The 24,761-nt window shown below is 57.9% G+C and carries 28 protein-coding genes; 15 read left to right on the top strand and 13 right to left on the bottom strand.

Features of this window, described 5'->3' with window-relative positions:
• Positions 1 to 12 precede the first annotated feature (12 nt).
• The 4 genes from AADW23_RS07020 to AADW23_RS07005 all read left to right on the top strand — a co-directional run bounded on the left by AADW23_RS07020 (position 13) and on the right by AADW23_RS07005 (position 3,361).
• The gene (locus AADW23_RS07020) at positions 13 to 1,407 is read left to right on the top strand and encodes a multicopper oxidase family protein (RefSeq protein WP_341863801.1); all 1,395 of its coding nucleotides are present in this window, start codon (positions 13 to 15) and stop codon (positions 1,405 to 1,407) included.
• The gene (locus tag AADW23_RS07015) at positions 1,404 to 1,892 is read left to right on the top strand and encodes a cytochrome c (protein ID WP_341863800.1); all 489 of its coding nucleotides are present in this window, start codon (positions 1,404 to 1,406) and stop codon (positions 1,890 to 1,892) included. Before AADW23_RS07020 ends, AADW23_RS07015 begins: the two co-directional genes overlap by 4 nt.
• Before the next feature lies 1 nt (position 1,893).
• Complete coding sequence (locus AADW23_RS07010) at positions 1,894 to 2,631, top strand: DsbA family protein (RefSeq protein WP_341863799.1); 738 nt, start codon at positions 1,894 to 1,896, stop codon at positions 2,629 to 2,631.
• A gap of 127 nt (positions 2,632 to 2,758) precedes the next feature.
• Positions 2,759 to 3,361 (top strand): L,D-transpeptidase, encoded by a 603-nt coding sequence (locus AADW23_RS07005; protein ID WP_341863798.1) that lies wholly within the window; start codon positions 2,759 to 2,761, stop codon positions 3,359 to 3,361.
• A gap of 43 nt (positions 3,362 to 3,404) precedes the next feature.
• On the opposite strand, the gene AADW23_RS07000 is transcribed toward AADW23_RS07005, so the two are convergent.
• Positions 3,405 to 3,599 carry a heavy-metal-associated domain-containing protein gene (locus tag AADW23_RS07000; RefSeq protein WP_341863797.1) on the bottom strand — a complete coding sequence of 65 codons (195 nt, stop codon included), beginning with the start codon at positions 3,597 to 3,599 and terminating at the stop codon, positions 3,405 to 3,407.
• A gap of 151 nt (positions 3,600 to 3,750) precedes the next feature.
• Here AADW23_RS07000 and AADW23_RS06995 point away from each other — a divergent pair, with 151 nt between their 5' ends.
• Positions 3,751 to 6,273 (top strand): heavy metal translocating P-type ATPase, encoded by a 2,523-nt coding sequence (locus tag AADW23_RS06995; protein WP_341863796.1) that lies wholly within the window; start codon positions 3,751 to 3,753, stop codon positions 6,271 to 6,273.
• A 31-nt stretch (positions 6,274 to 6,304) separates the two neighbouring features.
• Positions 6,305 to 6,709 carry a Cu(I)-responsive transcriptional regulator gene (gene cueR / locus AADW23_RS06990; protein WP_341863795.1) on the top strand — a complete coding sequence of 135 codons (405 nt, stop codon included), beginning with the start codon at positions 6,305 to 6,307 and terminating at the stop codon, positions 6,707 to 6,709.
• 119 nt (positions 6,710 to 6,828) lie between these two features.
• On the opposite strand, the gene petA is transcribed toward cueR, so the two are convergent.
• Complete coding sequence (gene petA / locus AADW23_RS06985) at positions 6,829 to 7,389, bottom strand: ubiquinol-cytochrome c reductase iron-sulfur subunit (RefSeq protein WP_341864296.1); 561 nt, start codon at positions 7,387 to 7,389, stop codon at positions 6,829 to 6,831.
• A gap of 265 nt (positions 7,390 to 7,654) precedes the next feature.
• On the opposite strand from petA, the gene AADW23_RS06980 reads away from it, so the two are divergent.
• Positions 7,655 to 8,107: a DUF305 domain-containing protein gene (locus AADW23_RS06980; protein ID WP_341864295.1), complete on the top strand. Its 453-nt coding sequence runs from the start codon at positions 7,655 to 7,657 to the stop codon at positions 8,105 to 8,107.
• A 50-nt stretch (positions 8,108 to 8,157) separates the two neighbouring features.
• On the opposite strand, the gene AADW23_RS06975 is transcribed toward AADW23_RS06980, so the two are convergent.
• Positions 8,158 to 8,835: a hypothetical protein gene (locus AADW23_RS06975; RefSeq protein WP_341863794.1), complete on the bottom strand. Its 678-nt coding sequence runs from the start codon at positions 8,833 to 8,835 to the stop codon at positions 8,158 to 8,160.
• Between the two features lie 418 nt (positions 8,836 to 9,253).
• Here AADW23_RS06975 and AADW23_RS06970 point away from each other — a divergent pair, with 418 nt between their 5' ends.
• Positions 9,254 to 9,757 carry a disulfide bond formation protein B gene (locus AADW23_RS06970; RefSeq protein WP_341863793.1) on the top strand — a complete coding sequence of 168 codons (504 nt, stop codon included), beginning with the start codon at positions 9,254 to 9,256 and terminating at the stop codon, positions 9,755 to 9,757.
• Between the two features lie 209 nt (positions 9,758 to 9,966).
• Here AADW23_RS06970 and AADW23_RS06965 read toward each other — a convergent pair whose 3' ends face one another.
• The 5 genes from AADW23_RS06965 to AADW23_RS06945 form a co-directional block, all read right to left on the bottom strand.
• Positions 9,967 to 10,716 (bottom strand): heparan-alpha-glucosaminide N-acetyltransferase, encoded by a 750-nt coding sequence (locus tag AADW23_RS06965; protein ID WP_341863792.1) that lies wholly within the window; start codon positions 10,714 to 10,716, stop codon positions 9,967 to 9,969.
• Between the two features lie 185 nt (positions 10,717 to 10,901).
• Positions 10,902 to 11,864: a cation diffusion facilitator family transporter gene (locus AADW23_RS06960; protein ID WP_341863791.1), complete on the bottom strand. Its 963-nt coding sequence runs from the start codon at positions 11,862 to 11,864 to the stop codon at positions 10,902 to 10,904.
• Complete coding sequence (locus AADW23_RS06955; protein ID WP_341863790.1) at positions 11,854 to 12,624, bottom strand: transglutaminase family protein; 771 nt, start codon at positions 12,622 to 12,624, stop codon at positions 11,854 to 11,856. The genes AADW23_RS06960 and AADW23_RS06955 overlap by 11 nt, the downstream gene beginning before the upstream one ends.
• 69 nt (positions 12,625 to 12,693) lie before the next feature.
• Entirely contained in the window at positions 12,694 to 13,020 is a 327-nt protein-coding gene (locus AADW23_RS06950; RefSeq protein WP_341863789.1) for a YnfA family protein, read from the bottom strand.
• A gap of 1 nt (position 13,021) precedes the next feature.
• Positions 13,022 to 13,450, bottom strand: coding sequence for a helix-turn-helix domain-containing protein (locus AADW23_RS06945; RefSeq protein ID WP_341863788.1), 429 nt, complete (start codon positions 13,448 to 13,450; stop codon positions 13,022 to 13,024).
• 209 nt (positions 13,451 to 13,659) lie between these two features.
• Here AADW23_RS06945 and AADW23_RS06940 point away from each other — a divergent pair, with 209 nt between their 5' ends.
• The 7 genes from AADW23_RS06940 (at position 13,660) to AADW23_RS06910 (ending at position 18,728) form a co-directional block, all read left to right on the top strand.
• Positions 13,660 to 14,235, top strand: coding sequence for an SCO family protein (locus tag AADW23_RS06940; protein WP_341863787.1), 576 nt, complete (start codon positions 13,660 to 13,662; stop codon positions 14,233 to 14,235).
• The gene (locus AADW23_RS06935; RefSeq protein WP_341863786.1) at positions 14,232 to 14,654 is read left to right on the top strand and encodes a disulfide bond formation protein B; all 423 of its coding nucleotides are present in this window, start codon (positions 14,232 to 14,234) and stop codon (positions 14,652 to 14,654) included. The genes AADW23_RS06940 and AADW23_RS06935 overlap by 4 nt, the downstream gene beginning before the upstream one ends.
• Positions 14,651 to 15,310 (top strand): thioredoxin domain-containing protein, encoded by a 660-nt coding sequence (locus AADW23_RS06930; RefSeq protein WP_341863785.1) that lies wholly within the window; start codon positions 14,651 to 14,653, stop codon positions 15,308 to 15,310. Before AADW23_RS06935 ends, AADW23_RS06930 begins: the two co-directional genes overlap by 4 nt.
• A gap of 24 nt (positions 15,311 to 15,334) precedes the next feature.
• Positions 15,335 to 15,802 carry a copper chaperone PCu(A)C gene (locus AADW23_RS06925; RefSeq protein ID WP_341863784.1) on the top strand — a complete coding sequence of 156 codons (468 nt, stop codon included), beginning with the start codon at positions 15,335 to 15,337 and terminating at the stop codon, positions 15,800 to 15,802.
• A complete protein-coding gene (locus tag AADW23_RS06920; protein WP_341863783.1) occupies positions 15,802 to 16,428 on the top strand; it encodes an SCO family protein in 627 nt (208 codons plus the stop codon). Before AADW23_RS06925 ends, AADW23_RS06920 begins: the two co-directional genes overlap by 1 nt.
• Complete coding sequence (locus AADW23_RS06915) at positions 16,425 to 17,798, top strand: M23 family metallopeptidase (protein WP_341863782.1); 1,374 nt, start codon at positions 16,425 to 16,427, stop codon at positions 17,796 to 17,798. The genes AADW23_RS06920 and AADW23_RS06915 overlap by 4 nt, the downstream gene beginning before the upstream one ends.
• 147 nt (positions 17,799 to 17,945) lie before the next feature.
• Positions 17,946 to 18,728, top strand: a complete 783-nt coding sequence (locus tag AADW23_RS06910) for a ZIP family metal transporter (RefSeq protein WP_341863781.1) — start codon at positions 17,946 to 17,948, stop codon at positions 18,726 to 18,728.
• 39 nt (positions 18,729 to 18,767) lie between these two features.
• Here AADW23_RS06910 and AADW23_RS06905 read toward each other — a convergent pair whose 3' ends face one another.
• The 5 genes from AADW23_RS06905 to AADW23_RS06885 form a co-directional block, all read right to left on the bottom strand.
• On the bottom strand, positions 18,768 to 19,265 hold the full coding sequence (locus AADW23_RS06905; RefSeq protein WP_341863780.1) for a L,D-transpeptidase family protein: 498 nt from the start codon (positions 19,263 to 19,265) through the stop codon (positions 18,768 to 18,770).
• A 54-nt stretch (positions 19,266 to 19,319) separates the two neighbouring features.
• Complete coding sequence (locus AADW23_RS06900; protein WP_341863779.1) at positions 19,320 to 20,687, bottom strand: TRAP transporter large permease subunit; 1,368 nt, start codon at positions 20,685 to 20,687, stop codon at positions 19,320 to 19,322.
• Positions 20,677 to 21,198: a TRAP transporter small permease subunit gene (locus AADW23_RS06895; protein ID WP_341863778.1), complete on the bottom strand. Its 522-nt coding sequence runs from the start codon at positions 21,196 to 21,198 to the stop codon at positions 20,677 to 20,679. Before AADW23_RS06895 ends, AADW23_RS06900 begins: the two co-directional genes overlap by 11 nt.
• A 34-nt stretch (positions 21,199 to 21,232) precedes the next feature.
• The gene (locus AADW23_RS06890) at positions 21,233 to 23,575 is read right to left on the bottom strand and encodes a cation-translocating P-type ATPase (RefSeq protein WP_341863777.1); all 2,343 of its coding nucleotides are present in this window, start codon (positions 23,573 to 23,575) and stop codon (positions 21,233 to 21,235) included.
• Between the two features lie 244 nt (positions 23,576 to 23,819).
• Positions 23,820 to 24,461, bottom strand: coding sequence for a L,D-transpeptidase (locus AADW23_RS06885; RefSeq protein ID WP_341863776.1), 642 nt, complete (start codon positions 24,459 to 24,461; stop codon positions 23,820 to 23,822).
• Positions 24,462 to 24,761 lie beyond the last annotated feature (300 nt).

Here is a 24,761-nt window from a genome sequence, read left to right as displayed (position 1 = left end):
ACTTGAGAGATCATGCAAGACAGACGAAAATTCATGGCGACATCAGCCGCAGCGATCGGCCTGTTCGGCGCTGGCCTGCCACGCGTGGCGCGCGCCAACATACCTTTTGAGAGCCTGGAGGCGATGCCCGCCTCGGTTCAACTGGCACCCGACGGGTATCCGCGCACCGATATCTGGGGATATGGCGGCACTGCGCCTGGCCCCGTTCTGCGCGTGGCCCAAGGGGCGCGGCTTCAACGTCAGTTTGTGAACAGCTTGCCGCAAGCCAGTGCAGTGCATTGGCACGGCATCCGCATAGATAACGCCATGGATGGCGTGCCGGGCTTAACTCAGGACGCTGTCGCGCCTGGGGATAGCTTCAACTACGACTTTGAAGTGCCGGATGCCGGGACCTATTGGTATCACTCTCACAATCAATCCACCGAACAGGTTGCACGCGGCTTGCATGGTGCTTTGATCGTGGACGAGCCTGACGCGATCGATGTGGATCGCGACGAGGTCATGGTACTTGACGATTGGCTGATCGACCCCGAAACCGCACAGATCTTTCCCGAGTTTGAAAACTCTCATGAACGCAGCCATGGCGGCCGAAATGGGAACCTGACCACCACGAACGGCATCTATGATCGCATGATGACAGCGCAACGTCATGAGCGGCTTCGTCTGCGGTTGATCAATGCCGCCAACGCACGGATTTTTGGTCTGGGACTGGCAGGTTTGGAAGGTTGGATCGTCGCATTAGACGGAATGCCGCTGCCAACGCCTGAGCCCTTCACGAACACCCTCGTGCTTGGCCCTGGCCAACGCGTGGACCTTATCGTCGACGTCGTGGCCGAAGATGGAACCTCTGCGTATCTGGTTCGCGCCGAGGACGGGCGCGGCACACCGCAAGTCACGTTTCAGGTGCGCGGACAGGCAAGCCTCGCCCGCCGACCGGCACCAGAGGCGTTGCCTCCGAACCCCGGTCACATGATCAACCTATCTGGCGAAGTCACCCGCGTGGCCCTCGAGATGTCAGGCGGCGCAATGGGCGGCATGCGGCAAGCCATCTACAATGGTGAGATGATGAGTTTCCGCGAACTGGCCCGCGCGAACCAATTCTGGGCCTTCAACGGAACCGTCGGGATGACTGAGGAGCCCTTGGCTGCATTTGATCGCGGGCAAACGGTGCGTCTCGGGATTTCAAATGACACCTCGTTTCCCCACGCGATGCACCTGCACGGGATGCATTTTCGCGAAGTTCTGGCAGATGAAACACTCGGTCCGATGCGCGATACACTCTTGGTTGGCAGCGACCAGCAGCGAGAGATCGCCTTCGTTGCGAACAACCCCGGCGATTGGTTGTTCCACTGCCATATGCTGTCCCATGCTGCATCGGGAATGATGACCTGGGTACGGGTCGCATGAGGTTTTTGGCCCCTGCCCTTCTACTCTCAGTGCTCGCCGCAGCGTCATTTGGCATTTGGTCCGCGACAGCGCAAAGCGACGCAGAGGCCATCCCAGTGATGCCAAACACCGTCGATATTCTGCAAGGCGCTGCTCTTTACGCCGACAATTGCGCGGCCTGCCATGGAGCCAATCTTGAGGGGCAGCCGGATTGGCAAATCCCAGATGATGACGGTGTTTTACCCGCGCCGCCGCACGACGCCACTGGCCATACGTGGCACCACACAGATGGGCTTCTGTTCAACTACACAGCTTTAGGCGGTCGCGAAATGATGGCACGCCTTGGGGTCGAGTTTAACAGCGGCATGCCCGGGATGGCTGACACGTTATCTGACCAAGAAATCTGGAATATTCTCGCTTTCATCCAATCGACCTGGCCCGACCGCCAGCGTGAGGGTCAAGCCGAGCGCACACAGGCGGAATTGTCCGCACAAGGAGATGGATAAGATGCGAACTCTTGGAAGAATTCTTTTTGTCATGACGCTTGCGGTTTTGCCTCTGGCAGCCACGGCGCAAGACACTGTTACTGAGGACCGCGTGCGCGAACTGGTGCGCGAAACACTCTTGGAGAACCCTGATATCTTAATTGAGGTCTTCGCTATCCTCGATCAAAGGGCCGCAGAAGCAGAGACTGCGTCCCGCGCCGACGTGATCGCCCAACAGCGGCTTCTATTGGAGCAAGATCCGAACGCTCCTGTCCTTGCTAACGCCGAAGGCGATGTCACTATCGTGGAATTCTTCGACTACAACTGCCCCTACTGTCGCCGTGTGAAGCCTGCAGTTGAAGGTTTGATTGAAGCCGATGCCGGTGTGCGGTTTGTTTACCGTGAATGGCCTATTCTTGGGGATGGATCCGTCTTTGCTGCCCGCGCAGCTCTCGCGTCGAGAGAACAGGGGCTTTATGAAGAATTTCACTGGGCTTTGATGGGAATGGATGGCCGCGCCGAGGAGCGATCCGTTCTGATGATCGCCCGTGAAATCGGCCTCGATATTGAGCAATTGCGGGCCGATATGGAAGCACCAGAGGTTGAAGAGCATATCGCCACCTCTATGCGGCTTGCTGAGCTTTTAGGTGTCACTGGAACGCCGGCATTCATCATTGGCGACAACCTTGTTCCGGGCGCCGTGGAGCAGTCGTTACTTCAAGCCTATGTGGATGAGGTCCGGGCCTCAGCGGTAGAATAAATGGGATCCGCGCAACAGCTCTTTGAGATAGGCTTGCAACAGTTGATTTCCGAATACCGTGTTCACGAAGGCGTGAATCGATTGGAAGCTGAATTTTAATGATCGTTGATTAGACGGAAAAATATCTATGGGAGTATTGTCGATGCAATCAGGAATAAGCCGCAGAAAATTCTCATTCGGCCTTAGCGCTGCGGGACTGCTTGGGGCGTCCGCTGTGTCTGCACACCCGTTTACCTTGCCTGAGCATTTTCTGCCGCAGTTGGTGAACACCAGACAGCCGAACTGGTTGCCCGGCGACGTCCACGTCGTACCCGACGAATTCCACCTCTACTTCATGTTGGAGAACGGTCGTGCCATTCGGTATGGCGTTGGCGTAGGGCGCACGGGGCTATACGAGTCTGGTGTATTCACAGTTGCCAGAAAAGCGGAATGGCCGTGGTGGCGACCGACGAATGCAATGATCCGGCGCAATCCGGAGCAATACGCTAGGTTTGCAGACGGCATGCCAGGCGGACCTAACAATCCGTTGGGGGCCAGAGCACTCTACCTCTATGACGACGATGGCCATGACACGTATCTTCGTATCCATGGGACCAATGCACCAAGCACAATCGGTTCTGCGGTATCTAATGGCTGTGCTCGACTTACTAACGAACACGTCATTGATTTGTACCCACGCGTCGACGTTGGCGCACGGGTCCACCTCTATCCGAAGGTGACGACCGCATAGGGTTGCCTTAGCAACCTTTGCGCTTGGCTGCCGATGCCCCCTGCTAGGCGACTGCGGAGTCGTAGCCGGCATCTTTCATCACGGACTGAAGTTGCGAGCCATCCAGGCTGCTTTCAATTTCGATAGCTCGCTTAGGCATATCGAAGTCTAGCGTCGCGGCTGGATCAGCGCCCTTTACGGCGGTTTCAATTGCTGACTTGCAGTGGCCGCAGCTCATCTCTGGTACGTTGAATCGCATGACTATTCCTTAACTCTCGAAGTTTTTCAGGAACCTTGTGCAAGCTTGCTGCGCCGGAAGGTCAATCCCTCAAATTAAATTCTCCACCCCTTGACCTTCCAGCTACTGGAATCCCTATGTGTCTAACTGAAGATTTTTCAGGAGAGCCGCAATGCTACCGACATCGACGTCAAAATCCTTGAGTATTGACGGCATGAGCTGCGCCTCTTGCGTTGGCCGCGTGGACCGCGCGTTGACTGCAATTGGCGGCGTCAGTGATGTGCATGTGAACCTCGCCACAGAAAGCGCCAGCTTGGTCGTTGAAGACGCCCAAGGCTTGAAGCAGGCAGCGGACACGTTGAGCGATTTGGGCTATCCAGCGCGCACTGCGCGCGTGACGCTCAACATCGCAAGCATGACCTGCGCGTCGTGTGTCGGTCGCGTGGACAAGGCGCTTGCGAAGGTGCCCGGTGTCTTGGACGTCTCGGTCAATTTGGCGACTGAAACGGCGATGATTACCTTTCTGGAGGGCGTTATCGCGCCAAGCGACCTTGCGGCTGCATCGACAGACGCGGGGTACCCAGCGAACGTGATAGAGGCGGACGCGCCTTTAGATAGGTCTGCTGAGAAGGAAGAGGAAGCTCAGCTCGCCTTGCGCCGAACGCTGTTTGCTGCTGCTTTATCTCTACCTGTCTTCGTCCTCGAAATGGGAGCCCACGTCATTCCGGGCGCCCACGCGTTCATTGGGGCAACCATCGGCCACCAGACCAGTTGGCTGATCCAGTTCGTCCTAACGACAATTGTGCTGATTGGGCCCGGTCGAGGCTTCTATCTCAAGGGATTTCCGGCACTGCTGAAGGGTGCCCCGGATATGAATTCCTTGGTCGCGGTCGGAACCTCCGCCGCCTACGCCTATTCCCTTGTGGCAACTTTTGCGCCATCGCTTCTGCCCGATGTTGCGCGCGCGGTCTATTTTGAAGCCGCTGCCGTCATTGTGACGCTGATCCTTCTTGGTCGGTTCCTTGAGGCGCGTGCCAAAGGGCGAACAGGGGCCGCCATTCAAAAACTTCTGGGGCTGCAAGTCCGAACAGCCCGGGTGCTGCGCGACGGTGAACCCGTCGATGTGGCGCTAGAGGATATCGTGGAAGCCGACGTGCTGATCGTGCGTCCCGGTGAGCGGATTGCCGTGGATGGAGAGGTCGTCGAGGGCAGCAGCCACGTGGATGAAAGCATGATCACCGGTGAGCCCATTCCAGCGGGCAAGACCGTAGGCGATGCAGTGACAGGTGGCACGGTCAACGGCGCAGGCAGCTTCCGCTTTCGCGCGACTCGTGTCGGTGCCGATACGACGCTGTCACAGATCATCCGCATGGTGCAGGACGCCCAAGGTGCGAAACTTCCGATCCAGGCTTTGGTGGACCGCGTGACCATGTGGTTCGTGCCTGCCGTGATGGCGCTAGCTGCCTTAACCGTCGCTGTTTGGCTGGTCGTAGGTCCCGATCCGGCAATCACCTTTGCGCTAGTGGCCGGTGTGTCGGTCCTGATCATCGCGTGCCCCTGCGCCATGGGACTGGCGACGCCAACCTCGATTATGGTCGGCACAGGACGTGCGGCCGAGATGGGCGTGCTGTTCCGCAAGGGTGATGCCTTGCAGCAGTTGGTCGACGTCGGCGTGGTTGCCCTCGACAAGACCGGGACGATCACGGCGGGCCGGCCAGAATTGACCGAGTTGGAACTTGCCGACGGGTTCACGCGCGCGGATTTGCTCTCGCTTGTCGCTGCAGTCGAAGAGCAATCCGAACACCCGATTGCCGAAGCGGTTGTGCGCATGGCCCGTCAGGAAAACGTCGCCCGTGCGGACGTTACCAGCTTTGAAGCGATCCCCGGATACGGAGTGCGGGCCCAAGTGGCCGGGCATGACGTATTGGTCGGTGCTGACCGACTGCTGGAGCGTGAAGGCATCGCATTGGGTGGCCTGAAAGAAACGGAAACCGAGCTTGCAACCAGAGGCCGAACAGCGCTTTTTGCCGCCATAGACGGGAAGGTTGCGGCTGTCATCGCCGTCTCAGACCCGGTCAAACCGGCCAGCGCAGCCGCTATTCAGGCGTTGCACGATCTCGGCCTACGGGTTGCCATGATCACCGGTGATAAACGCGAAACAGCAGAAGCTATAGCGGCTGAAATCGGCATTGATGAGATCGTAGCCGGTGTGCTTCCCGATGGCAAAGTCCGCGCATTGGACGAATTGCGGGGAGACGGGCGCAAAGTTGCGTTTGTTGGCGATGGCATCAACGATGCCCCTGCCCTTGCGCACGCTGATGTCGGTATCGCAATTGGCACTGGCACCGACGTGGCGATCGAATCCGCTGATGTCGTTCTAATGTCTGGCGACTTGGCAGGCGTCGTGAACGCATTTGAAGTATCGCGGCGCACCATGCGGAATATCAGGCAGAACCTGATCTGGGCCTTTGCTTACAACACCGCCTTGATCCCCGTTGCAGCAGGCGTCCTGTTCCCAGTTTTCGGAGTGCTCTTGTCACCAGTCTTTGCCGCAGGGGCGATGGCATTGTCGTCCGTCTCGGTTCTGGCCAATGCGCTTCGATTGCGGCGCATCCAACCCGCGATGCGGGAGGGTGGAGGTGATGGGCCAAAAACCATACCCGCCCCTAGCCTACAACCCATGGCAGCAGAATGATTCCCGCCGCAAATGCACAGGAGAGACAATCATGAACATCGGCGATGTATCCAAGATGGCAGGCGTTCCTACAAAAACTATCCGTTATTACGAGGATATCGGGCTGATAAAGCCATTGCGCAGTGGAAACGGCTACCGATCGTTCCGGGAAACAGACGCCCACAAACTCGCGTTTTTAGGGCGCGCGCGGGCGTTAGGATTTTCTATCGCGGACTGCCGCAACCTGTTGCAGCTCTATGAGGATGACAGCCGGACCAGCGCTGAGGTGAAGGAAATTGCACAAGAACACTTGGAGGAAATTGAGCGGAAAATCCGCGACTTGGACGACATGCGCGGAACCTTAGCATCCCTTATCTCGGCGTGTGCAGGCGATCACAGGCCAGATTGTCCAATCCTGTCTTCTCTGGGCGAAGCGGGCAATATCAGGAACACTTGACGTGAAGTCTGCGTGCGAGATGTTGCAGGAGCATAGCCAACATGATCCGCGTCAAAGTGGCGACAACATGGATCTGATTGTCACAAACGCATAAGCGAGCAGGTACGAAGTTACGCGCTTCAACCCAACGTTAAGATCAAATCACCAGACAGATCCAACTTGGGTATATGAAGGTTCTCAGGTGCCGGTCCTCTGCGAATGCGCCCGGATGTATCGTAGTGAGACCCATGACACGGGCAGAACCACCCGCCAAAATCGCCAGCTCCGTCGCCGATCGGAACGCACCCAAGATGTGTGCAAACCCCAATCATAACTAAAAATTCTGGCCGGTCTGATACCGCTCGGTTTGCATCACTGGCGATACTTGCGTCGGGAACGTTTGGGTTACGCGCTATGGAGTCAGGCAGGGCGCTGACGTCCTCCGCTTGGGCTTCGGCTATTTCGCCCTCGGTCCGGTAGCGAATGAAAACCGGCTTGCCCCGCCATTCGACCGTCAACTGGCTTCCGACCGTGAGACCGGAGATGTCCACTCGAATACTGGAAAGAGCGACCACATCCGCGCTTGGGTTCATCGAGTTGAACAACGGCCACACCGCCGCACTCGCGGCAACCGCGCCGACGGCACCCGTCGCGTAAAAGAGGAAGTCCCTTCGAGGTGCAGTGTCCAAAGTTGCTGAAATGAATCAATCATGCTCCCTTCCTGCGCTGGAAGCTCAAGAGCATTCTTGAAAGAAGCAGACCGGGAGATCAGCCCTGTCGGACCCCCAAGCCAAGAAAACCCGAAACCGCTGGAACCCTCCCACGCTGGAATGTCGTTTCTCAATTATACAACTAATCTTGGAGGATCGAATGTCAGTATCCAATACGACCAACCAAACCCGCCATAAATCCGGAGACACCTCTGCAAGTGACCAAGGCCACGGCTCATACGGTCGATTTTTTGCGATGGTCGGCACGGCAACAGCCATCATGTTCGGCCTGATGTACCTCAACACCTATGCGCTTGATCATGTGTTCTTTAGCGAGACGCGGTTCTACATGACGTTTGTCATGGGGGCTGTGATGGCCACCGTGATGCTACTGTTCATGCTGGGAATGTACCGTAATAAAGCGGCGAACTCGGCGATATTCATCGGCTCGATCATCGTGTTTGCGGGGTCGCTTTGGCTTGTTCGAAGCCAGTCGACCGTGGAAGACGTTAGCTGGATGCGTGCCATGATCCCGCACCATTCCATCGCGATCCTGACCAGTGAACGTGCTACTTTCTCAGACCCTCGTGTGCAGTCGCTTGCGAACGAAATCATCGAGGCGCAGCGTCTTGAAATCGATGAAATGCGCGCGCTGATCACTGACTTACAGGGCGGACCGGTTGCAACACCCGAGCTTGACGGGCAGTAATTGGTTTGTGCGAAAAACATGGCGAGGGCTCAACTACTGGCCTTTGCCGATCAAGGTGTTTGCAATGCAACGATCAGGTTGGCCAACGCCGTCAATAGCAGCGTGAAGAGCCCAAAATAGACAAACGCGCTCAGCACCCTCAATGTTGCTATACCGCCCTTTCCCAGCCAAGCCAGCTTGCCTTGGATTCTTCGGCTCATTCGTCCTTCCCCCGCAAGAAGCACTGAGATCACGTTTAGATACAGCGGTACCGCGCTGATTATTGTTGCGTAGAGGTAAACTCCTGAAATGTTCTCGAACATCGCTGATCGTGCGAGGGTCGGGCCGACCACGCGCAACGCTTGCCATCGATCACCACCAAATGAACCGAACCAGTCGGCAGACACAAAATAGATGAAGGCATGCAACGCGACAAAAACAAAGATCCTGGCTGGCAGGTCTACTATGAGGATGAGGATGGGTGACGAGTGAGTTCCCTGTCTCTTGGCCGAGAAAGCATAAAGGAAGAAACTCAGGTAGTTGACCGCGAACACCACGGGAATGCCATTTGTAAGAACTTGTCTTAGGAAGCGCCGCAATGCTGGACCATTTTCCAGAAGCATGGAGCCAAAACCTGGTGTGAGCGCAACATAGAACAGCAGGAGTGGAATTAGACTAACACAGCTCAGGATCAGCGTATTCGCTGCAAACCGTGAGAACGGTAAGTAGAGTGAGAAAAAGCGATCCATGGTGGGGCAGTGTCGCCGTTTGGGGACGTCAAGGCGAGTAGAATAACGCGCTTTAGACGCCCGAAGATCGACCCACTGGTTGGCCATTGATTGTTATGGTGTTGCTGGATGCCGCGCTTCGAAGTTTTGGATGTCCGCTAGCAACCTCAAGGCCACGTGAAGAGCTGCCCGAAGCGAGTTGTGGCACCTCCTCGCTACTAAATTCCGTAGTTCCAGGGGCTTAAATTTGGTGCGAATGACATGATGCAGCGATCCAGAGGCCTCAGCTTAGCCAGCCACCTGACCAATCTTCATGCTCATGTTACACATGGTTACACATCTGATTTTGTCATCTGAGATCCGGTTGTCTACGTAAGTCGCAGTATCACGGCAAACGTGGCGGACTTATTCGCTTTGCCCAGACAAAGGACAAAACACGGTGACATTCGACGACACGAAAACTGGAGTTGTTGCCGCCGCAGGGTCGGGCCTTCTGCTATCTACTGCTTGGACCTTTCAAGCCTTTGGCTATGCCCCATGTTCAATGTGCATACTGCAACGTTATCCGCATGTCGCGGCAGTATTGGTAGGCATATTGGTCCTCTTGGGCCTGCGCCATCCGGTCATGTATCTGCTAGGCGCAGCTGCCGCCGCCACGACCGGAACGATTGCAATTTACCACACGGGAGTTGAGCGAGATTGGTGGGAAGGCCCTACAAGTTGCACTGGCTCCGGGCAAAATTTGTCGAGCATGGACGTCGTAGATCTTCTTTCGACTGACGCGGGGCCGACGTTGGTCATGTGCGACCAAGTCGCTTGGGAGTTTCTCTCCATTTCGATGGCAAGTTGGAATGCAATCGGCAGTTTTGGACTGATGCTGCTCTGGATCATTGCTCTAAGTATTAGGATCAAAAAGCGACGTTATTCGGCTCACTCCGACTGACGGACCGTTCTGTTGACCCGTTCACAGAAATCTTTCGTGGGTTAGGCCAACATCGCTTTAAGTTTGAATTCGCAAAATGGATTGCATGATATCTAGTGTAGCCAACACGAACCGAGATGCATCAAGGAGCGCAATTGTTGGCATCCTGAGAAAAGGGTGGACATGCAATTGTTGAGCTAGAGCTAGTGCTAGTGCACTTCGAAACGGCTCTATCGCAGGACCTGTGTGGCCGCCCAAACGATGGATATCAATATGGGTTGGTGGATCAAATAGACCACGAGCGTGTGCCGTCCGAAGAACCCGAAAACGCGCATCGTGCGCGACGTCTTGGTTGTCGAGAACTGCTCCCAATATCCTGTGCGCGATGCCAATTTCGCCACGGCCATGCCCGCCAAGAAGGCCGCAAACCATGGGAAGATAGGCTCATAGTCCACGGTGCTCAGTTGGATCGTCTGCAGGCCCGTCCACCATAGCCACGGCGCATTGAAGGCCGGGGATGCCGCGAAGTCCGGCGCGAAGAAAACCGCAACGGCGAGAAGCGCGATGATCACGATCGGCAGACGCAGCACAGCAAGGCCCAATAGGCTGCAAAGGGCAATCGAGTGCAGGATGCCGAAGAAGACGAAGGAGTCTGGGAACGCTATGTAGGTCGCAACGGATACCAGAGCGGCCGCCGACAAGATGATCGCCAAACGCTTGGCAAAGGCGGCCCATCGGATGCCGTTTGCGTGGGAAAGCCAAAGGCCAACGCCCGCCAGAAATACGAACGATCCCGCAGAGGCTATGGCAAGTCCGCGCCAGAAGCCGCTGCCAGTCGTGCCGAGGGCGATATAGCCGAAGATTTCCAGATCGAACACGAAGTGAAACACCGCCATCGCCAAAAGGGCCGCGACCCGCGCGATGTCGAGAACGAATATCCGAGGCCGAGATGCAGAAACGTCGGCGGTTGTGGTGTTCATGGGGTTCGCCCCTAGATGAGTTCTGCGTTAATGCCAGTGAAACGATCAATGCGATGTTCAACGCCATTTTTTATCAATAGCTTAGGTGGGCATGAGTGGGCAAACGACACATGACCGATGGCATCGGTCGGGTTTCCGTCAGCGACGTTTGAACGGCACCACTGTTTCCTGCTACTTCGATGCAGCTACGCATGGTCAGCCCGTCCGTGACTATGAGCCTCCCTCTCGCTTGCATCGCCGTGACCATAAAGATCGGCGTTTTCATGGGCTCGGTCCTCGTGTTCAAATTCCAAACTGGAATGGGTGATGCCGAAGTCATCCTTCAACCGATCCTTGATCACGCCCTTTACGGACTCGCTCTGTGACCAGGCATCGGCTGTCAGAACGACGTGGCAATCCAGCGCCACTTCATGTTCCTGCATCTGCCAAAGGTGGACGTGATGAACCTCCGCGACACCGTCTACGCCGCGCATCGCGTCGACGACCGCAGCGTTATCCATGTCGGGCGGACTGCCGAGCATCAGGGTTCGGATCGGACCTCCAATTTCCGTAACCGCCAAGTACAGAATGTAGAGCGCGATGCCGATGGTGATGGCCGGATCAACCCACCGCATGTCATAGAGGATGATCAGCGATCCGCCAACGATGACCGCCACCGAAGCAAGCGCATCAGACAAGTTGTGAAGAAACAGAGCGCGGATATTCACGCTGTCCTTCTGCATCGAATAGGTCAGCAGTGCCGTCAGCGTATCGACACCAAGCGCCACACCCCCGATGATCACGACCGTCCAGCCCTGCACTTCCGGCGGATCGATCATGCGCATTCCGCCCTCATAGATCAGGTAGACCCCGACAAGGATGAGCGTCGTGTAATTGATTAGCGCAGCCACGATCTCGATCCGGCCATAGCCGAAGGTCATATTCTCGTCAGCAGAACGGCGGGCGATCTTGCGCGCGCCAAACGCAATGACCAGAGACGCCATATCGGAAAAGTTGTGAAGTGCATCTGCGATCAGCGCGAGGCTGCCCGAGAGCACCCCGCCCACGATCTGCGCAACCGTTAGAAGACCGTTCGCCCAGATTGCGATTGAGACGCGACGGTCGCCGGAGTTCGGGTCAATATGTGCGTGGCCGTGGTCATGCGGCATGGTTCGTATCCCCATGGCTGTAGTTTGGCAGGGCGACGCCCGGCATCCGAGGCACATCCCCGCGCCGGATCGCGCGCACCCGTGCGTTCATCCAATGGCGGATCAAGTGGCGATACAGCCAATTGCGGACGGTTCCAAAGTCTTGACTGTGGCTTAGGTAGAATGCGTCAGGTGTATCGAAGATTCCAAAATCTTTGGCGATACCAGTCTTCTGGATGAACGTATCCTCGCCCACCCATTCAACCGGCGGGGCGCTTAAACACTCTGTTCCGGTCCCGTAGCCGCACAGATCATCGGTTGCGCTGAATTCCTGCTGCAAAGATGCAAGGAAGGTTGCGTCAAGGATGAAGCCCTCAAGATTGATCCATCCATTCTCGGTCTCTACTTCGACCCAGGAATGCAAGATTTCTGCTGGCGCCAGCGGATAGACCAGCTCAGGAACCACCCCACGTTGCAGCGCCTTGTGAATGGTGAAGCCGTGCAGCCTGCACCGAACACCAAGGCCGCGCAGCAGCGCCATCAGAAGTGTGCCCTTCGTGTTGCATTGGCCATAGCCGTCGGCAAGGACCTCAGACGCCGGGATATCATCAGCCCGATTGTATCCGAAAGCGATTTCGTTGCGCACAAAGTCGTAGGCGGCGCCGATTTGGTTATGTCGGGAAAGATCCTCCCAGCCACGATCATGGATCAGCCCTGCAATTGCGGGCCCGTCGAAATCAAGAAGCCGGGTTGCGGTAAGGTGGGTAAGTTCGTCGGCCAAGGTTGGTCTCCCAGAATCTAACTGGACCCTACCTAGTTGCTACAGTTACTATAGCTTCAAGGCCTAATTTCAACCGCTCCGCAGGGCACCAAGAATGATCGCGGCACCCATCAGGCAAACAACAGTGCCAAGAACGTCCCATCTGTCGGGCCTCTGACCCTCTGCCAACCACATCCACAACACCGACGCTGCAATGTAGACCCCGCCATACGCTGCGTAGGCGCGGCCCGCGGCGACCGTTTCGACTTGCGCCAGAAGCCAACCGAAAACCACCAGCGCTCCAATACCAGGCAAAAGCCATGCCGGAGACGCGCCCAACCGCCACCAGCTCCAGATGGCGAAACACCCCGCGATTTCGGCCAAGGCGGCCAGCGGATAGACCAACGCGGCGGGCATTCTAGGCACCAATTTCATTATGTTCGGTCAGGCACTCGGAGTGATCGCGCAGCACCTCCAGCACTCGGCAATCGGCGCTCTTACCGCCGCTGCATTCATGCACCATGCGTTTGAGTTCGGCACGCAACGCCTTCAGGCGTGCCATGCGCTGCTCCACCTGCTTAAGCTGGCGGCGTGCGATGGCATCAGCGTCCTCGCAAGACCTGTTGGGGTCGTCGCTGAGATCGAGCAACTCACGGATCGCGTCGAGCGAAAACCCGAGTTGCCGCGAATGGCGGATGAACGACAGACGGTCAAGCTCTGCCTCGCTGTAACGCCTCTGGCCACCTTCTGTCCGGCCCGGCTCTGGCATCAGCCCGATCTGCTCGTAATAACGGATGGTCTGCACCTTCGTGCCGGTTTTCTTCGCCAAGGTTCCGATCGTGAGCATGCTCAACTCCCCAAAATACGTATAGTTTGTGTAGGTTTTGACATGTCCCGTGACAAGGGTTGGAATCACGTCCGCGTGATCACGTGCGGCGCTATGAATTTCGTGCTTGAACCTCCAGTTGCTAGAGGATGTATCCGCCGGGACTAATAAGAACCAACCGCAGGTAAACCTAGTTGTCTCTCCTTTCCGTCAGAAGAATCCTATGGGGATTGGTGGCTGTCTCGGCGATCGCAGCGGCATGGCTGATGCTCTGGCCAGATCTTCGGGATGATCGCTCACAGCCTGCGACTGGGCCTGCGTTCTACGCCGATTTTGAGCTGACAGATCACCGCGGGATGGTGCAGCAAGATGAGTACTTTGAGGGACGCTGGATGTTGGTCTTTTTCGGCTTCATCAACTGTCCAGACATCTGCCCGACGACGCTGTCCGAAGTCGCATATGTGATGGAAGGCCTGGGTGACGACGCGGCAGACGTGCAGCCGCTATTCATTTCGATCGACCCTGCGCGGGATACGACGACCGCGCTCTCCGAATTTGTTCCGCTGTTCGACGCTAACATCATCGGTCTTACCGGCACGCCGGATCAGATCGCTGCGACATCGGAGACCTTCCCGATCTTCTTTGAGCGCATCGAAGAAGCGGCCGCACCTGACGGCTACACCATGGGACACACATCGCATTTGTTCCTGTTCGACCCGGAGGCTGGTTTCGCGACCTCTTGGCCCTACGGAACGACCGCCGAAGATATCCTCGCCGATCTGCAAGACATAATGGAGGCCAGATGAAACCTCTGACCGGAGAAACCGCCCTCGGGCTGGCTTGGATCATTGCCGTCGTAGCCTCGCTTGCCGTGCTTTTCATCGGTGAAGTGTTGGGGCAGACACCCTGCGTGCTGTGCTGGTTCCAGCGCGCCTTCATGTTCCCGCTGGCTATCATCCTTGGCCTCGGCCTCTGGTGGCGGGACACGCAGGTCGGCCGATACGGCATCGCACTGGCAATTGGAGGCGGTGCAATCGCACTTTGGCATATGGGGCTCTACGCCGGGCTGATCCCAGAGCGCATCCAACCCTGCACGGCCACCGGCCCCTCTTGCACTGACGACAACCAATTGGTTTTCGGCATTCCCATCCCCCTGATGGCGCTTGTCGCCTTCACTTTCATCGGACTGCTGTTAGCCTTTTCTCTTAAGGACACACGAACATGAACCGACGCAGCCTAATCCTGTCCGTTCTCGCTGTAAGCGTTGCCGGTTTCGGCGGTGCGACCTGGTTTGCAACAAGGCCCGGTCCCATTGTCGAGACTGAGCCCCTAGCACCGGAACTGGCAGAGGCCATGATCCGCCCCTACTCACCCATCCTTGGACCCGAAGAGGCTCCTGTCACGATCGTGGAATTCTTCGATCCCGCCTGCGAGGCATGCCGCGCCTTTCATCCAATCGTAAAAGACATCATGGCCGAGCATGGTGACGCCGTCCGTGTCGTAATTCGGTACACACCGTTCCATGGAGAAGCTTCCGAGGAAGCAATACGGGTGCTGGAAGCGGCCCGTATGCAGGGGGTTTTTGAACCGGTTCTCGAAGCTGTCTTGCGCGAACAACCAAACTGGGCCTCCCACGGAGCACCTTCACCCGGCCGCCTTCTACAGATCGCCGCGACGGCCGGGCTCGATGCCGAGGCCGCGCGCATGCAAATGCTGTCGCCCGGTGTCGTGGCCATCCTGAACCAAGATCGTGCCGACGTTGAAACCGTCGGCATTCGTCAGACTCCGACCTTTTTCGTGAACGGCATTTCGCCTGATCCGTTCGGTGAGGCGGAATTGCGACGGTTGGTTGCGGCGCAAGTCGCTGCAGCGCAGAGCTGAATTTGTTGATTGGGAAATAGACGCATGAAAAAGATCCTGTTCACGGGCGCGGTGACGGTGCTTTTGTCATTCGCGGGCGCAACGATGCCTGCGCTGGCCGATGCAGATGATATCGTCATCGACGGCGCTTGGGCACGGGCGTCCATCGGAATGAACCGTCCCGGTGCCGCCTATGTGACGATCCGCAACACCGGCGCAGAGCCGGTGACGGTGACCGGCCTTTCGACCCCACTGGCCATGATGCCAGCGATTCATGAAACGAGAACGAGCGCCGAGGGCGTCAGTAGCATGACACCCACCGACGAGATCACCATAGCACCGGGTGAAAGCGTGGCACTGGAACCCGGTGGCCTGCACGTCATGTTAATGCAATTGCAGGAGCCCATGGTCGAAGGGGAGACGTTTCCATTAACTCTGATCTTCGAAGATGGCGGTGAAGCGACGGTCGATGTTTCGATCCTTGGCTTCGCGGCGCGCGGACCGGAAGGTTGATGCAGCGTACGCGCGCTTTGGGCTATGGCGCAGTGGCTGCTGCGGCTGTTGGCATGATGCTTCTCGTGGGTTGGTGGCAAGTCGACGGCCCCGGCGCAGCGGAACCGATAGGGCAGCGCCCATTGCCTTTGTCAGAGATGGCGTTCAGCCTGACCGACCATGAGGGCAACGACGTCGGACCGGAGACCCTTCTCGGCAATCCCACTATGGCCTTTTTCGGATTCACATATTGCCCAGATGTCTGCCCGACCACTCTTTCCGATATCTCTGGCTGGCTTGACGCGTTGGGCGATGAGGCAGCGTCGCTGAACGTGATCTTCATCACGGTCGACCCCGAGCGGGATACCGTCGCCGCAATGGCGGAGTACGTCAGCTATTTCCACCCGGCAATCCGCGGCTGGACAGGTCCGGAAGAGCAGATCGCACGGGCGGCAGAGGGTTTCCGTGCAGTCATTGAGAGAGTGCCGACCGATAGCGGAGACTACACGATGAACCATACCGCCAGCGTGTTTCTATTCAACGCCGAAGGGCAATTCGTCACCACAATCGACTACCACGAGGCAAGAGACTTCGCGCTGCCAAAGATCCGCCGCGCACTGCACCAAGAAATGGAAGAAACGACATGAAGCTGAGAGTTGTAGCGGCGGGCTTGGTAATTATGGTTGCTGTCTCAGGGGGCGCGATTTTCGCTACTGGTGCCTTATCAAGGGAACCAGTCCCGACAGGTCTGGAAGAAGCCTCCTTGTGGCTACCCGAGCCTCCCACGCTGCCCGACACTTTAGGTGGTGGGGCAGTTCGTTTCGCAACGGTGCAATCCGAGAGTGCGCGCGATCAACTCCCCCTGCCCCTTTTGCAGGCCCCAACCATCGACGCGCAGCCGCCAGTGATCCAACCTCCTCTGTCGACTTGGTCCCGTGACATCGCACCCGGCGAAACGCTTGATGTCGTACTGGCCGACTCAGGGATGGCGGCGTCCGACCGGGCATCAGTCGCCTTGGCAATCGGCGCTGAATACGATCTGCGACGGCTTCGGCCCGGCCATTCGCTCACGGTCGTCTCAACCATGGACGGCGGCCCGCGGACGGTGACCCTGGCCGTTGAGGACGGTGTGAGGATCGAAGCAGTTTTTGGAACTGAGATGATCACGCAAGTTATCGCCCCGGAGACGGAAGTTGTGACGGTAGCCGGTGAAGCGATTATTTCGACCTCAATGTTCGCCGCGCTCGACGAAGCTGGCATTCCCGCCCGTTTTGCAGTTGACCTCGCTCAGATGTTGGGCGGCACCGTGGATTTTCGCCGAGAGATGGCTGGTGGAGAAAGGCTCCGCCTGCTGTGGCGCGAGGCGCGTGTTGGCGAAGATCGGATCGGCCAGCCGGACCTTACCTTCGCTGCGTTGGAAATCGCGGGGAGCCTCTATGAGGTTGTCTGGCCAGATGATGCCAGCGGACAGGCGACAATCTATGTCGATGGCGACGTGCTTCGCGTTTTCGCGCAGCCCGTCGTGGGCGCACGGTTGAGCTCCGTCTTCGGGCGTCGCACGCATCCGGTCTTTGGCAACGTAAGAATGCATACGGGCGTGGACTTTGCGGCGGCGCACGGGACGCCTGTGCAATCGACCGCGCCAGGACGCGTAAGCTTCATCGGATGGCGAAACGGTTATGGCCGTGTGGTCGAGATAGCCCACGGTCCCGACATCATGACGCGCTACGCGCATCTCAGCACTGTGCCTGAAAGCATCGCAGAGGGTCAGCGCGTCGCCGCCGGAGAAATGATTGGGCGCGTTGGAGAGACCGGCACTACCACGGCACCGAACCTTCATTACGAGGTGCTCGTAAACGGCCTTCCAACGGATCCTCTTGTCGACGATCGGCTGGCGGACGCGGCTGACCCCGAAGCGGATAACGCCGCAGCGCTGTCACGCCTCGCTGAGGCCCGCGCACGTATGGAAGAAAGCTTTAGTCCCGGGGTTGCCACTTCAGCTTCCGAAAGGCTCTGATGCGCTCCGCGAACGCAGCCATGGCACGCGGTTCGACCAGCATCGGTCCTGACTACAAAACGCGAGACCAAGGAAGCCTTCCCATACGGACACGGCAGGGCTATTGAGAATGAGTCGCATTTACACTGACAAATAGATTGGCCCGCAATGGAAACTGTCTCCCCAATAATGCTCGGCTTCCTAGGAAGTCTCGCTGCGGGATCACTCACCGCTGTTGGCGCCCTGCCCGTGTTGTTCGGTCGTGTTCCATCGCGGGCCACCCGTGATCTTTCGCTCGGGTTCGCGGCAGGCGTGATGCTTGCGGCTTCGTTCTTCTCACTGATCATTCCCGCCTTGGACGCAGCTGATATCCGGTTCGAAAGTGAGGCAGCGCCTGCAGCCATCGTTTGCCTCGCGATCCTGCTTGGGATGGGCGCGGTCGCCCTGATGAACGAAAAGCTCCCGCACGAGCATTTCAGCACCGGTCGCGAAGGGCCCGAAGGAGCATCCCTCCGGCGGGTTTGGCTCTTCATCATCGCGATCACGATCCACAACTTCCCCGAGGGGCTTGCAGTTGGCGTCGGGTTCGGGTCCGGCGGTATCGAAGGCGGCATGCCTCTTGCCATTGGCATTGGCCTACAGAACGCACCCGAAGGTCTGGCCGTCGCCGTGGCCTTGCTTGGAGAGGGCTATCCCAAGTGGCGCGCGTGGGGCATCGCGGCGCTCACCGGCATGGTCGAACCCATTGGCGGATTGCTTGGGGCAGGCATCATTACGCTGTCAGAGCCGCTGTTACCGTGGGGATTGGCCTTTGCCGCGGGCGCGATGCTTTATGTGATAAGCCACGAGATCATCCCTGAAACCCATCGCAGCGGCCATCAGAACAAGGCGACGCTCGGCCTTGCGGTAGGCCTCGTGCTCATGCTGTTCTTGGATGTCTACCTCGGGTAACCGAAAAGAGACGCAGCCTGGCCCACGCAGCCGCGCACATCAGGGATAGATGTCGATAGGTGTACCGTCCTGAACCATGGCGTAGACATGCTCGATCTGCCGATCCGTTACAGAAGGGCAGCCTGCCGTCCAATCGCGGACATTCATCGGGTCAATTCCGCGCCGCGGACCGCCATGGATGAAGATATCTCCACCGGGCGAACGACCGTGCGACTCAGCAAACGCAATGTCCGCCTCATTCGGGTAGGAGATACCGATGGATAGATGGAATTCGCTGTTCGGATTGCGGCGGTCGATAATGTACGCCCCCTCGGGTGTACGGCCATCGCCTTCGAACTGTTTGTGACCCACGGGCGCGAAACCAAGCCCGATCGGGAACCTCCGCAATTCACCCTCCACCCCGTCAAGGATAAGCAAACGCTCATTCTTGTACATTCTGAGCCGTGTGACCTGCGGTCCATCGTAGTCCCGGAACCTGCTTGCGCAGCCGGACAGAAATGCGGTGATCGTACCCAAAAGGAAGATGCGGCGTTTCATGGAGAAAGCTCGATTTTTTAATTATGCCTCGTGACGGTAGTTAGCATGCCAAATCTAGTTGATCAAAGGCGAGTTTGATCGCGAAAGAACAAGTTGCGGCAGCCATGTGATCAATTCAGGTCGCCATACCAGCAAGGCGATCAGTGCGACTTCGATGACCACGAGTGGTCCCGCGCCGCGATAGATATCGGCCAGATTAACGCTTGGTGGCGCCGCCATCTTGGCGAAGAACAGCGCATATCCGAACGGCGGTGTGAGAAATGAAGTCTGAAGCGCCAATGCGATCAGACCAGCCAACCAGACCTGCGAGAAATACTCTGACCCAACATGATCGGAGAAATCCAGCTGTGCGAACAAAGGAAGGAAGATCGGTAGGAACACGAGCAGAATCTCGATCCAGTCGAACACAAACCCCAGCACAAGAATGACGCCCAACAACATGCCAAGGGTCGCCCAACGTCCAAGGTCAAATCCATTGATCCACGCAAGCAGAAGCTGGCCACCCTCCAGCAGATTGAAGCTGAGTGAAAAGATTGATGCGCCCACCACGATGAAGAACACCATCGAGGTCATGGACGCCGCCTGCACAATCGTCTTGTTCAGACGATCAAACGTCATGCGACCGCGAACCACCATGACCAACAGCGCACCAAAAACCCCAACACCGGCAGCCTCGGACAGGGTCGCAATCCCGCCCATGATACTGAGGGGAATGGCGGCGATCACCGCAATCGCCATGATCGAGGACACCACATCCCGCAGGGTCGGCTTTGCGTCGTCCGAAAGTGAGATGTCGATGCGCCCTCTCAGCGTGACGGCAAAATAGACGGAAAAGAAGAATACCAAGATAAGGACTGGGATGACCAACGCCGAGTACATCAACGAGATGCGAAGCTGAAAGACATTGGCCACGAAGAACAGCAGGACCGCCGGAGGGAAGACGACGCCCAACGCGCCGGACGCCGCCACGGCCGATCCCGCCACTGACGCGGAATACCCTGCGCGCAACATCGGGGCGTAGGCCACCAGCGCCACGGTCACGACGGAAGCTCCGATGACACCCGCGGCAGGGGCCAGGATCAGGCCAATCAACAAGGTGGCAATGGCGTAGTGACCGGGGAGCCACCTTAGCGCTTGCCCCAGTGTTCGAAACAGGGTTGATGAAATGCCGCTGGCGTTCAAAACCAGCCCCAGAAAGATCAGGAGCGGCACGGTGGTGAATTGCACCCCTTCGTTCGTCAGGATGCCACGCACACGAAGATAGATCAGACCAAGGTGATTGAAATCGGTGACACCCATCCAGACCGCGCCGACAAAGGCAAGAAACCCGGTCGCCGTCAGAACCAAAGCCACGGGGAAGCCGCTGAACACGCCTAGCGCCAGAATACCCAGCATGGCGATGGCCAGAAATTCAGTCTCCATGGGGAAGATCTTCTTGGGACAGCGGGGAAAGGCTATCGCGCCTGCCCCGCAGGAACGCGACGTTTCGGACAATGACGATAAGCCCGGCCAAGCCCAGAACCACGGGACCGATCACGGCGGCAACGCGCCTTGCCCAAATGTCGGTGTCCGCGAATTGCGTTGTCCGCATCAGCCCATCCCAGCCGTAGTAGGTGAGGATGGCCGCGAGGGGCAAAAGCACGAGAAGGCAGCCACCAAGCTCGATCCAAGCCAAGCGGCGTGGCGGCCACTTCCTTCGGAATACGTCCACGCGCACATGACCGTCCCGCAAATAGGTGAACCCGAATGTCATGAAGATCAGGATGAACAGCAAGGACGTCGAAAAATCCGGAAGGTATGACGACACCCCAAGGTGTAGCTTGCGATCAAGCATTTGCAGGCCGGTAAAAAATGCGATGGGGACCACTGTCAACCAAGCGGTCCCCACACCTATCGAATGGATGATCTTTTCCAGCACGTCGAATATGCGCATACTGCCCCCACCTTCGCCGCCCTTCCGGGCCACCTTATTGTCCCGGCGCCAAGGCCCCCTTGGCCATCTTCGCGCCGACCCGCTTTCCACCGGCAGGGGGCTGCTTGCGTTCCCCGGCATTCAGAAGCCGCAGGGCATTGGCAACGACGACCAGCGACACACCGACATCCGCGGCGATAGCCCCCCACATGGACGCCATCCCGAAGGCCGTCAGCCCGACAAACAGCGCCTTGGTTGCCAGCGAAATCGCTATGTTCTGGCGGATGATCGACATCGCCCGGCGCGAATGGCCGATAAGCCAAGGCACCTTGGCGATATCGTCGGTCATAAGCGCGATATCCGCCGTCTCGATCGCGGCGTCCGAGCCGACGGCACCCATGGCAATCGCGTAATGCGCCCGCGCCATGGCGGGTGCGTCGTTCACGCCGTCGCCGATCATGGCCACCATGTCGTGGGTTTCGACCAGCTCTTCGATGGCTTTCACTTTGTCTTCGGGCAGAAGCTCGGCGCGCACCTCGTCGATACCCACCTCGGCGGCCACGGCCCGCGCGGTACGCTCGTTGTCGCCCGTCAGCATGACGATGGTTTTCACGCCCTGTGCGTGAAGCTGCGCCACGATGCCTTTGGCGTCGGGACGGATACGGTCACGCAGCTCCAGCAGTCCAATCACACCCGTTTCATCGCCCACGGCGACGAGCGTGCTTCCGGCGCCTTCAATCCGGTCGCGGATGTCTTTTGGGATAGAACTGCTGAACCCCTTCTCCTCCGCGAAGCGGTCAGAGCCTAGCCAGATCGAACGGCCAGCTGCGCGCCCTTCAAGCCCACGACCCGGCACCGTGCGGGTATCTTCAGCGGCGGACACCGTGACACCGTCGACCTCGGCCCGCGCAAGAATGGCACGCGCCAAAGGGTGCGAGGATCGCGCCTCAAGACCTGCGGCCATCTCGATCAGATCCTTGGCCGTCGCGGTGCCCAACGGATGCACGGACGCCACTTCAGGCTCGCCCATGGTGATCGTTCCAGTCTTGTCCATCGCCAGCGCCGTCGTACGGCCGGGCGCTTCGACATAAGCCCCACCCTTGATGAGCACCCCAACCCGAGCCGATGCGGCAAGTGCCGCGACAATGGACACAGGCGTCGAGATCACCAGCGCACACGGGCAGGCAATAACCAGAAGGACAAGCGCGTTGTAGAACCAGTAGTCCCACGCCCCGCCTGCGATGAGCGGCGGGAGAACTGCAATCGCGATCGCCAACACCATCACGATGGGCGTGTAGATGCGTGCGAATTTCGTGACCCATTGTTCTACCGGCGCGCGGCGCGCATGGGCATCGCCAACCATACGCGTGATCTTGGCCAGCACCGTGTCAGATGCCAACTTGGTGGCGCGCACCGTCAGTGTGCCTTCACCGTTAATCGTGCCAGCATAAACGTCATCCCCGGTTTCCTTCGGCACCAGCGCGCTTTCACCGGTGATCGGAGCCTGATCGACGGCTCCCATCCCGGATGTGACCTCTCCATCAAGCGGAATACGGTCGCCACCACGCACCACAAAGCGGTCGCCCACAACCACTTTTGCCGCTGGCATGTCCAACTCTGTGCCGTCATCGCGGATCACCCGCGCGGTTGGCGGCGCGAGATCAAGAAGTGCGGAGACAGCATTCCTTGCTCGTCCGACGCTCCAACTCTCAAGGAAGAGAGACAGGGAAAAGAAGAACGCGACTGTCGCCGCCTCGAAGAACTCACCAAGTCCAATGGCACCTGCAACTGCGACGACCATCAGCAGGTTCATGTCGGGCGAGAACCGCCGCGCCGAGGACCACGCCTTCGGCGCCACGAGCCAGACGCCGCATAGGATCGCGATTGCAAAGAACGCAACCTCGATCAACGGCATCGGCGCTTCGCCATGGCCGGAAAAGAGCCCGACAGCTCCGCCCAAACCGGTTTCAACCACGTGCCAGATAAAGCCTGCGGCCCAGAAGCCTCCGCTGAGGAACGTGAACAATCTTTGGCGGGCAAGGTGTTCAGCCTGATCGACCGATGCCCTTTCGGCATCCCACGGTTTGGCTGTCATGCCGGTACTTGCGACCAACTCTGCGACATACGAGTCCGATATCGTCTTGGCACTGTCCAAAACGGTCATTCGCCCATTGATGACATCGAAGGCTAGATGCTCGGCCCCGCCCACTTTGGGGCCAACTACCTTGTTGAGGATTGAGACTTCCTCAGCGCAGTCGAGACCAGACACCTGAAAGCTGCGTCCCGACGACGGAGCTGGTGCAGGCGACGTGTTAACGGGCTTGTCACTTCCGCAACAGCTTTCGCCGTGCGTGTGGCCAGTCTGAGTATGATCGTGAAAATGTGGGTCGGACGGCATCAGAAACCTCGGGAATCGATATGATGCAATTTAGATAGCACCTACAGCCACTATAGCTTCAAGTGGCTATTTTTGGTTCAACCCCAGATGTCCCCGAATGACATTTCCCGCATATCCGGGACACGCAGATGCGGAAAGCCCTCGCCCGACATGGCGCGCCAAGCAACGGAAATTCAATGTCGGTCTGGAAGGAGTAAGGATCGATATGGTTCATCTGCCAAACGCGACTTCCAACTCTTCTTTTCTAAGCCGGATAAAGGCGCGCCATGGATCCAATTTCGACATTGGGAAAGAGCGCATTGATATGTGGCATAACCATGCGCACACATCCGGAACTCGCACGACTTCCGATCGACCAAGGCTGTGGCGTTCCGTGGATCCTAAGAAACGTGTCACGCTGTCCGACGTATAAATACAGAGCACGTGAGCCGAGCGCGTTGTTGGGTCCAGGTTCCTGTCCATTGGCATACTGCGAATATACCCCTGGCTCCCGGGCGATCATGTTCTGCGTGGGAGTCCAGTGTGGCCATTCAACTTTGCGGCGGATCGTGTAGGTCCCCGGTTCATACAATCCGTCTCGACCGATAGCGACGCCGTATCGCATAGCGGTCCCCCCGGCTTCTACGTGGTACAGGTAGCGCGCGGTCGCGTCGACATGGATGTCACCCGGAACTAATCCGTCGTTCGCGGCAACTCTCTGAGGAAGCAAACGTCGATCCAGCCCCCACGGATTGGTGGTCGAAAGATCAAATTCTGGCGGAGTAACCTGCGCGTCCCAAGTCGCCATTTCCGACTCCGTTGGCCAGTTATTTGCCAACGACGGTCCGGCCAATGCCGCAGAAAACAGCGCCGTGGTTGTCTGGATGAAATGTCGTCTGGTCAGCATCTGTTTTCCCCGCATCAAGTTCGACTTTCAGTGGCAATGCCACACTTTACCTAACACGCGGTAACACCTCCAGTAGCTGGAGGTTCAAGAGAAAAGTTGTACGCAGACTGCCGAATTCGCAGGTCTAGCGGGAACGTGAACGCTCCGGTCGCCCTTTTGCCTTTCATGGTATGATCGGCGAAACGCATAGCCACATCTCTGTGTGAACCTCTGGTCCGCAATATGAGTCACTGTCACCGCGAGCACGTGTCGCCAATACTCATTACCTTTCAGTGCGTGAACAGAAAGGGTTGGGCAACG

The organism is Gymnodinialimonas sp. 57CJ19 (assembly GCF_038396845.1).
In the GTDB taxonomy this organism is placed as follows: domain Bacteria; phylum Pseudomonadota; class Alphaproteobacteria; order Rhodobacterales; family Rhodobacteraceae; genus Gymnodinialimonas.
Note: the sequence above shows the minus strand (reverse complement) of the source record. Positions and strands in the feature narration are given on the sequence as shown.

Coding starts and splice junctions, on each gene's coding strand:
- AADW23_RS06885 (WP_341863776.1), bottom strand. CDS start 24,461: ATGCTGACCAGACGACATTTCATCCAGACAACCACGGCGCTGTTTTCT.
- AADW23_RS07005 (WP_341863798.1), top strand. CDS start 2,759: ATGGGAGTATTGTCGATGCAATCAGGAATAAGCCGCAGAAAATTCTCA.
- AADW23_RS06965 (WP_341863792.1), bottom strand. CDS start 10,716: ATGAACACCACAACCGCCGACGTTTCTGCATCTCGGCCTCGGATATTC.
- AADW23_RS06945 (WP_341863788.1), bottom strand. CDS start 13,450: ATGCTCACGATCGGAACCTTGGCGAAGAAAACCGGCACGAAGGTGCAG.
- AADW23_RS06995 (WP_341863796.1), top strand. CDS start 3,751: ATGCTACCGACATCGACGTCAAAATCCTTGAGTATTGACGGCATGAGC.
- AADW23_RS06895 (WP_341863778.1), bottom strand. CDS start 21,198: ATGCGCATATTCGACGTGCTGGAAAAGATCATCCATTCGATAGGTGTG.
- AADW23_RS07020 (WP_341863801.1), top strand. CDS start 13: ATGCAAGACAGACGAAAATTCATGGCGACATCAGCCGCAGCGATCGGC.
- AADW23_RS06910 (WP_341863781.1), top strand. CDS start 17,946: ATGGAAACTGTCTCCCCAATAATGCTCGGCTTCCTAGGAAGTCTCGCT.
- AADW23_RS06930 (WP_341863785.1), top strand. CDS start 14,651: ATGAACCGACGCAGCCTAATCCTGTCCGTTCTCGCTGTAAGCGTTGCC.
- AADW23_RS06975 (WP_341863794.1), bottom strand. CDS start 8,835: ATGGATCGCTTTTTCTCACTCTACTTACCGTTCTCACGGTTTGCAGCG.
- AADW23_RS06905 (WP_341863780.1), bottom strand. CDS start 19,265: ATGAAACGCCGCATCTTCCTTTTGGGTACGATCACCGCATTTCTGTCC.
- AADW23_RS06925 (WP_341863784.1), top strand. CDS start 15,335: ATGAAAAAGATCCTGTTCACGGGCGCGGTGACGGTGCTTTTGTCATTC.
- AADW23_RS06915 (WP_341863782.1), top strand. CDS start 16,425: ATGAAGCTGAGAGTTGTAGCGGCGGGCTTGGTAATTATGGTTGCTGTC.
- AADW23_RS07010 (WP_341863799.1), top strand. CDS start 1,894: ATGCGAACTCTTGGAAGAATTCTTTTTGTCATGACGCTTGCGGTTTTG.
- AADW23_RS06980 (WP_341864295.1), top strand. CDS start 7,655: ATGGTCGGCACGGCAACAGCCATCATGTTCGGCCTGATGTACCTCAAC.
- AADW23_RS07000 (WP_341863797.1), bottom strand. CDS start 3,599: ATGCGATTCAACGTACCAGAGATGAGCTGCGGCCACTGCAAGTCAGCA.
- AADW23_RS06960 (WP_341863791.1), bottom strand. CDS start 11,864: ATGCCGCATGACCACGGCCACGCACATATTGACCCGAACTCCGGCGAC.
- AADW23_RS06920 (WP_341863783.1), top strand. CDS start 15,802: ATGCAGCGTACGCGCGCTTTGGGCTATGGCGCAGTGGCTGCTGCGGCT.
- AADW23_RS06950 (WP_341863789.1), bottom strand. CDS start 13,020: ATGCCCGCCGCGTTGGTCTATCCGCTGGCCGCCTTGGCCGAAATCGCG.
- cueR (WP_341863795.1), top strand. CDS start 6,305: ATGAACATCGGCGATGTATCCAAGATGGCAGGCGTTCCTACAAAAACT.
- AADW23_RS06890 (WP_341863777.1), bottom strand. CDS start 23,575: ATGCCGTCCGACCCACATTTTCACGATCATACTCAGACTGGCCACACG.
- AADW23_RS06900 (WP_341863779.1), bottom strand. CDS start 20,687: ATGGAGACTGAATTTCTGGCCATCGCCATGCTGGGTATTCTGGCGCTA.
- AADW23_RS07015 (WP_341863800.1), top strand. CDS start 1,404: ATGAGGTTTTTGGCCCCTGCCCTTCTACTCTCAGTGCTCGCCGCAGCG.
- AADW23_RS06935 (WP_341863786.1), top strand. CDS start 14,232: ATGAAACCTCTGACCGGAGAAACCGCCCTCGGGCTGGCTTGGATCATT.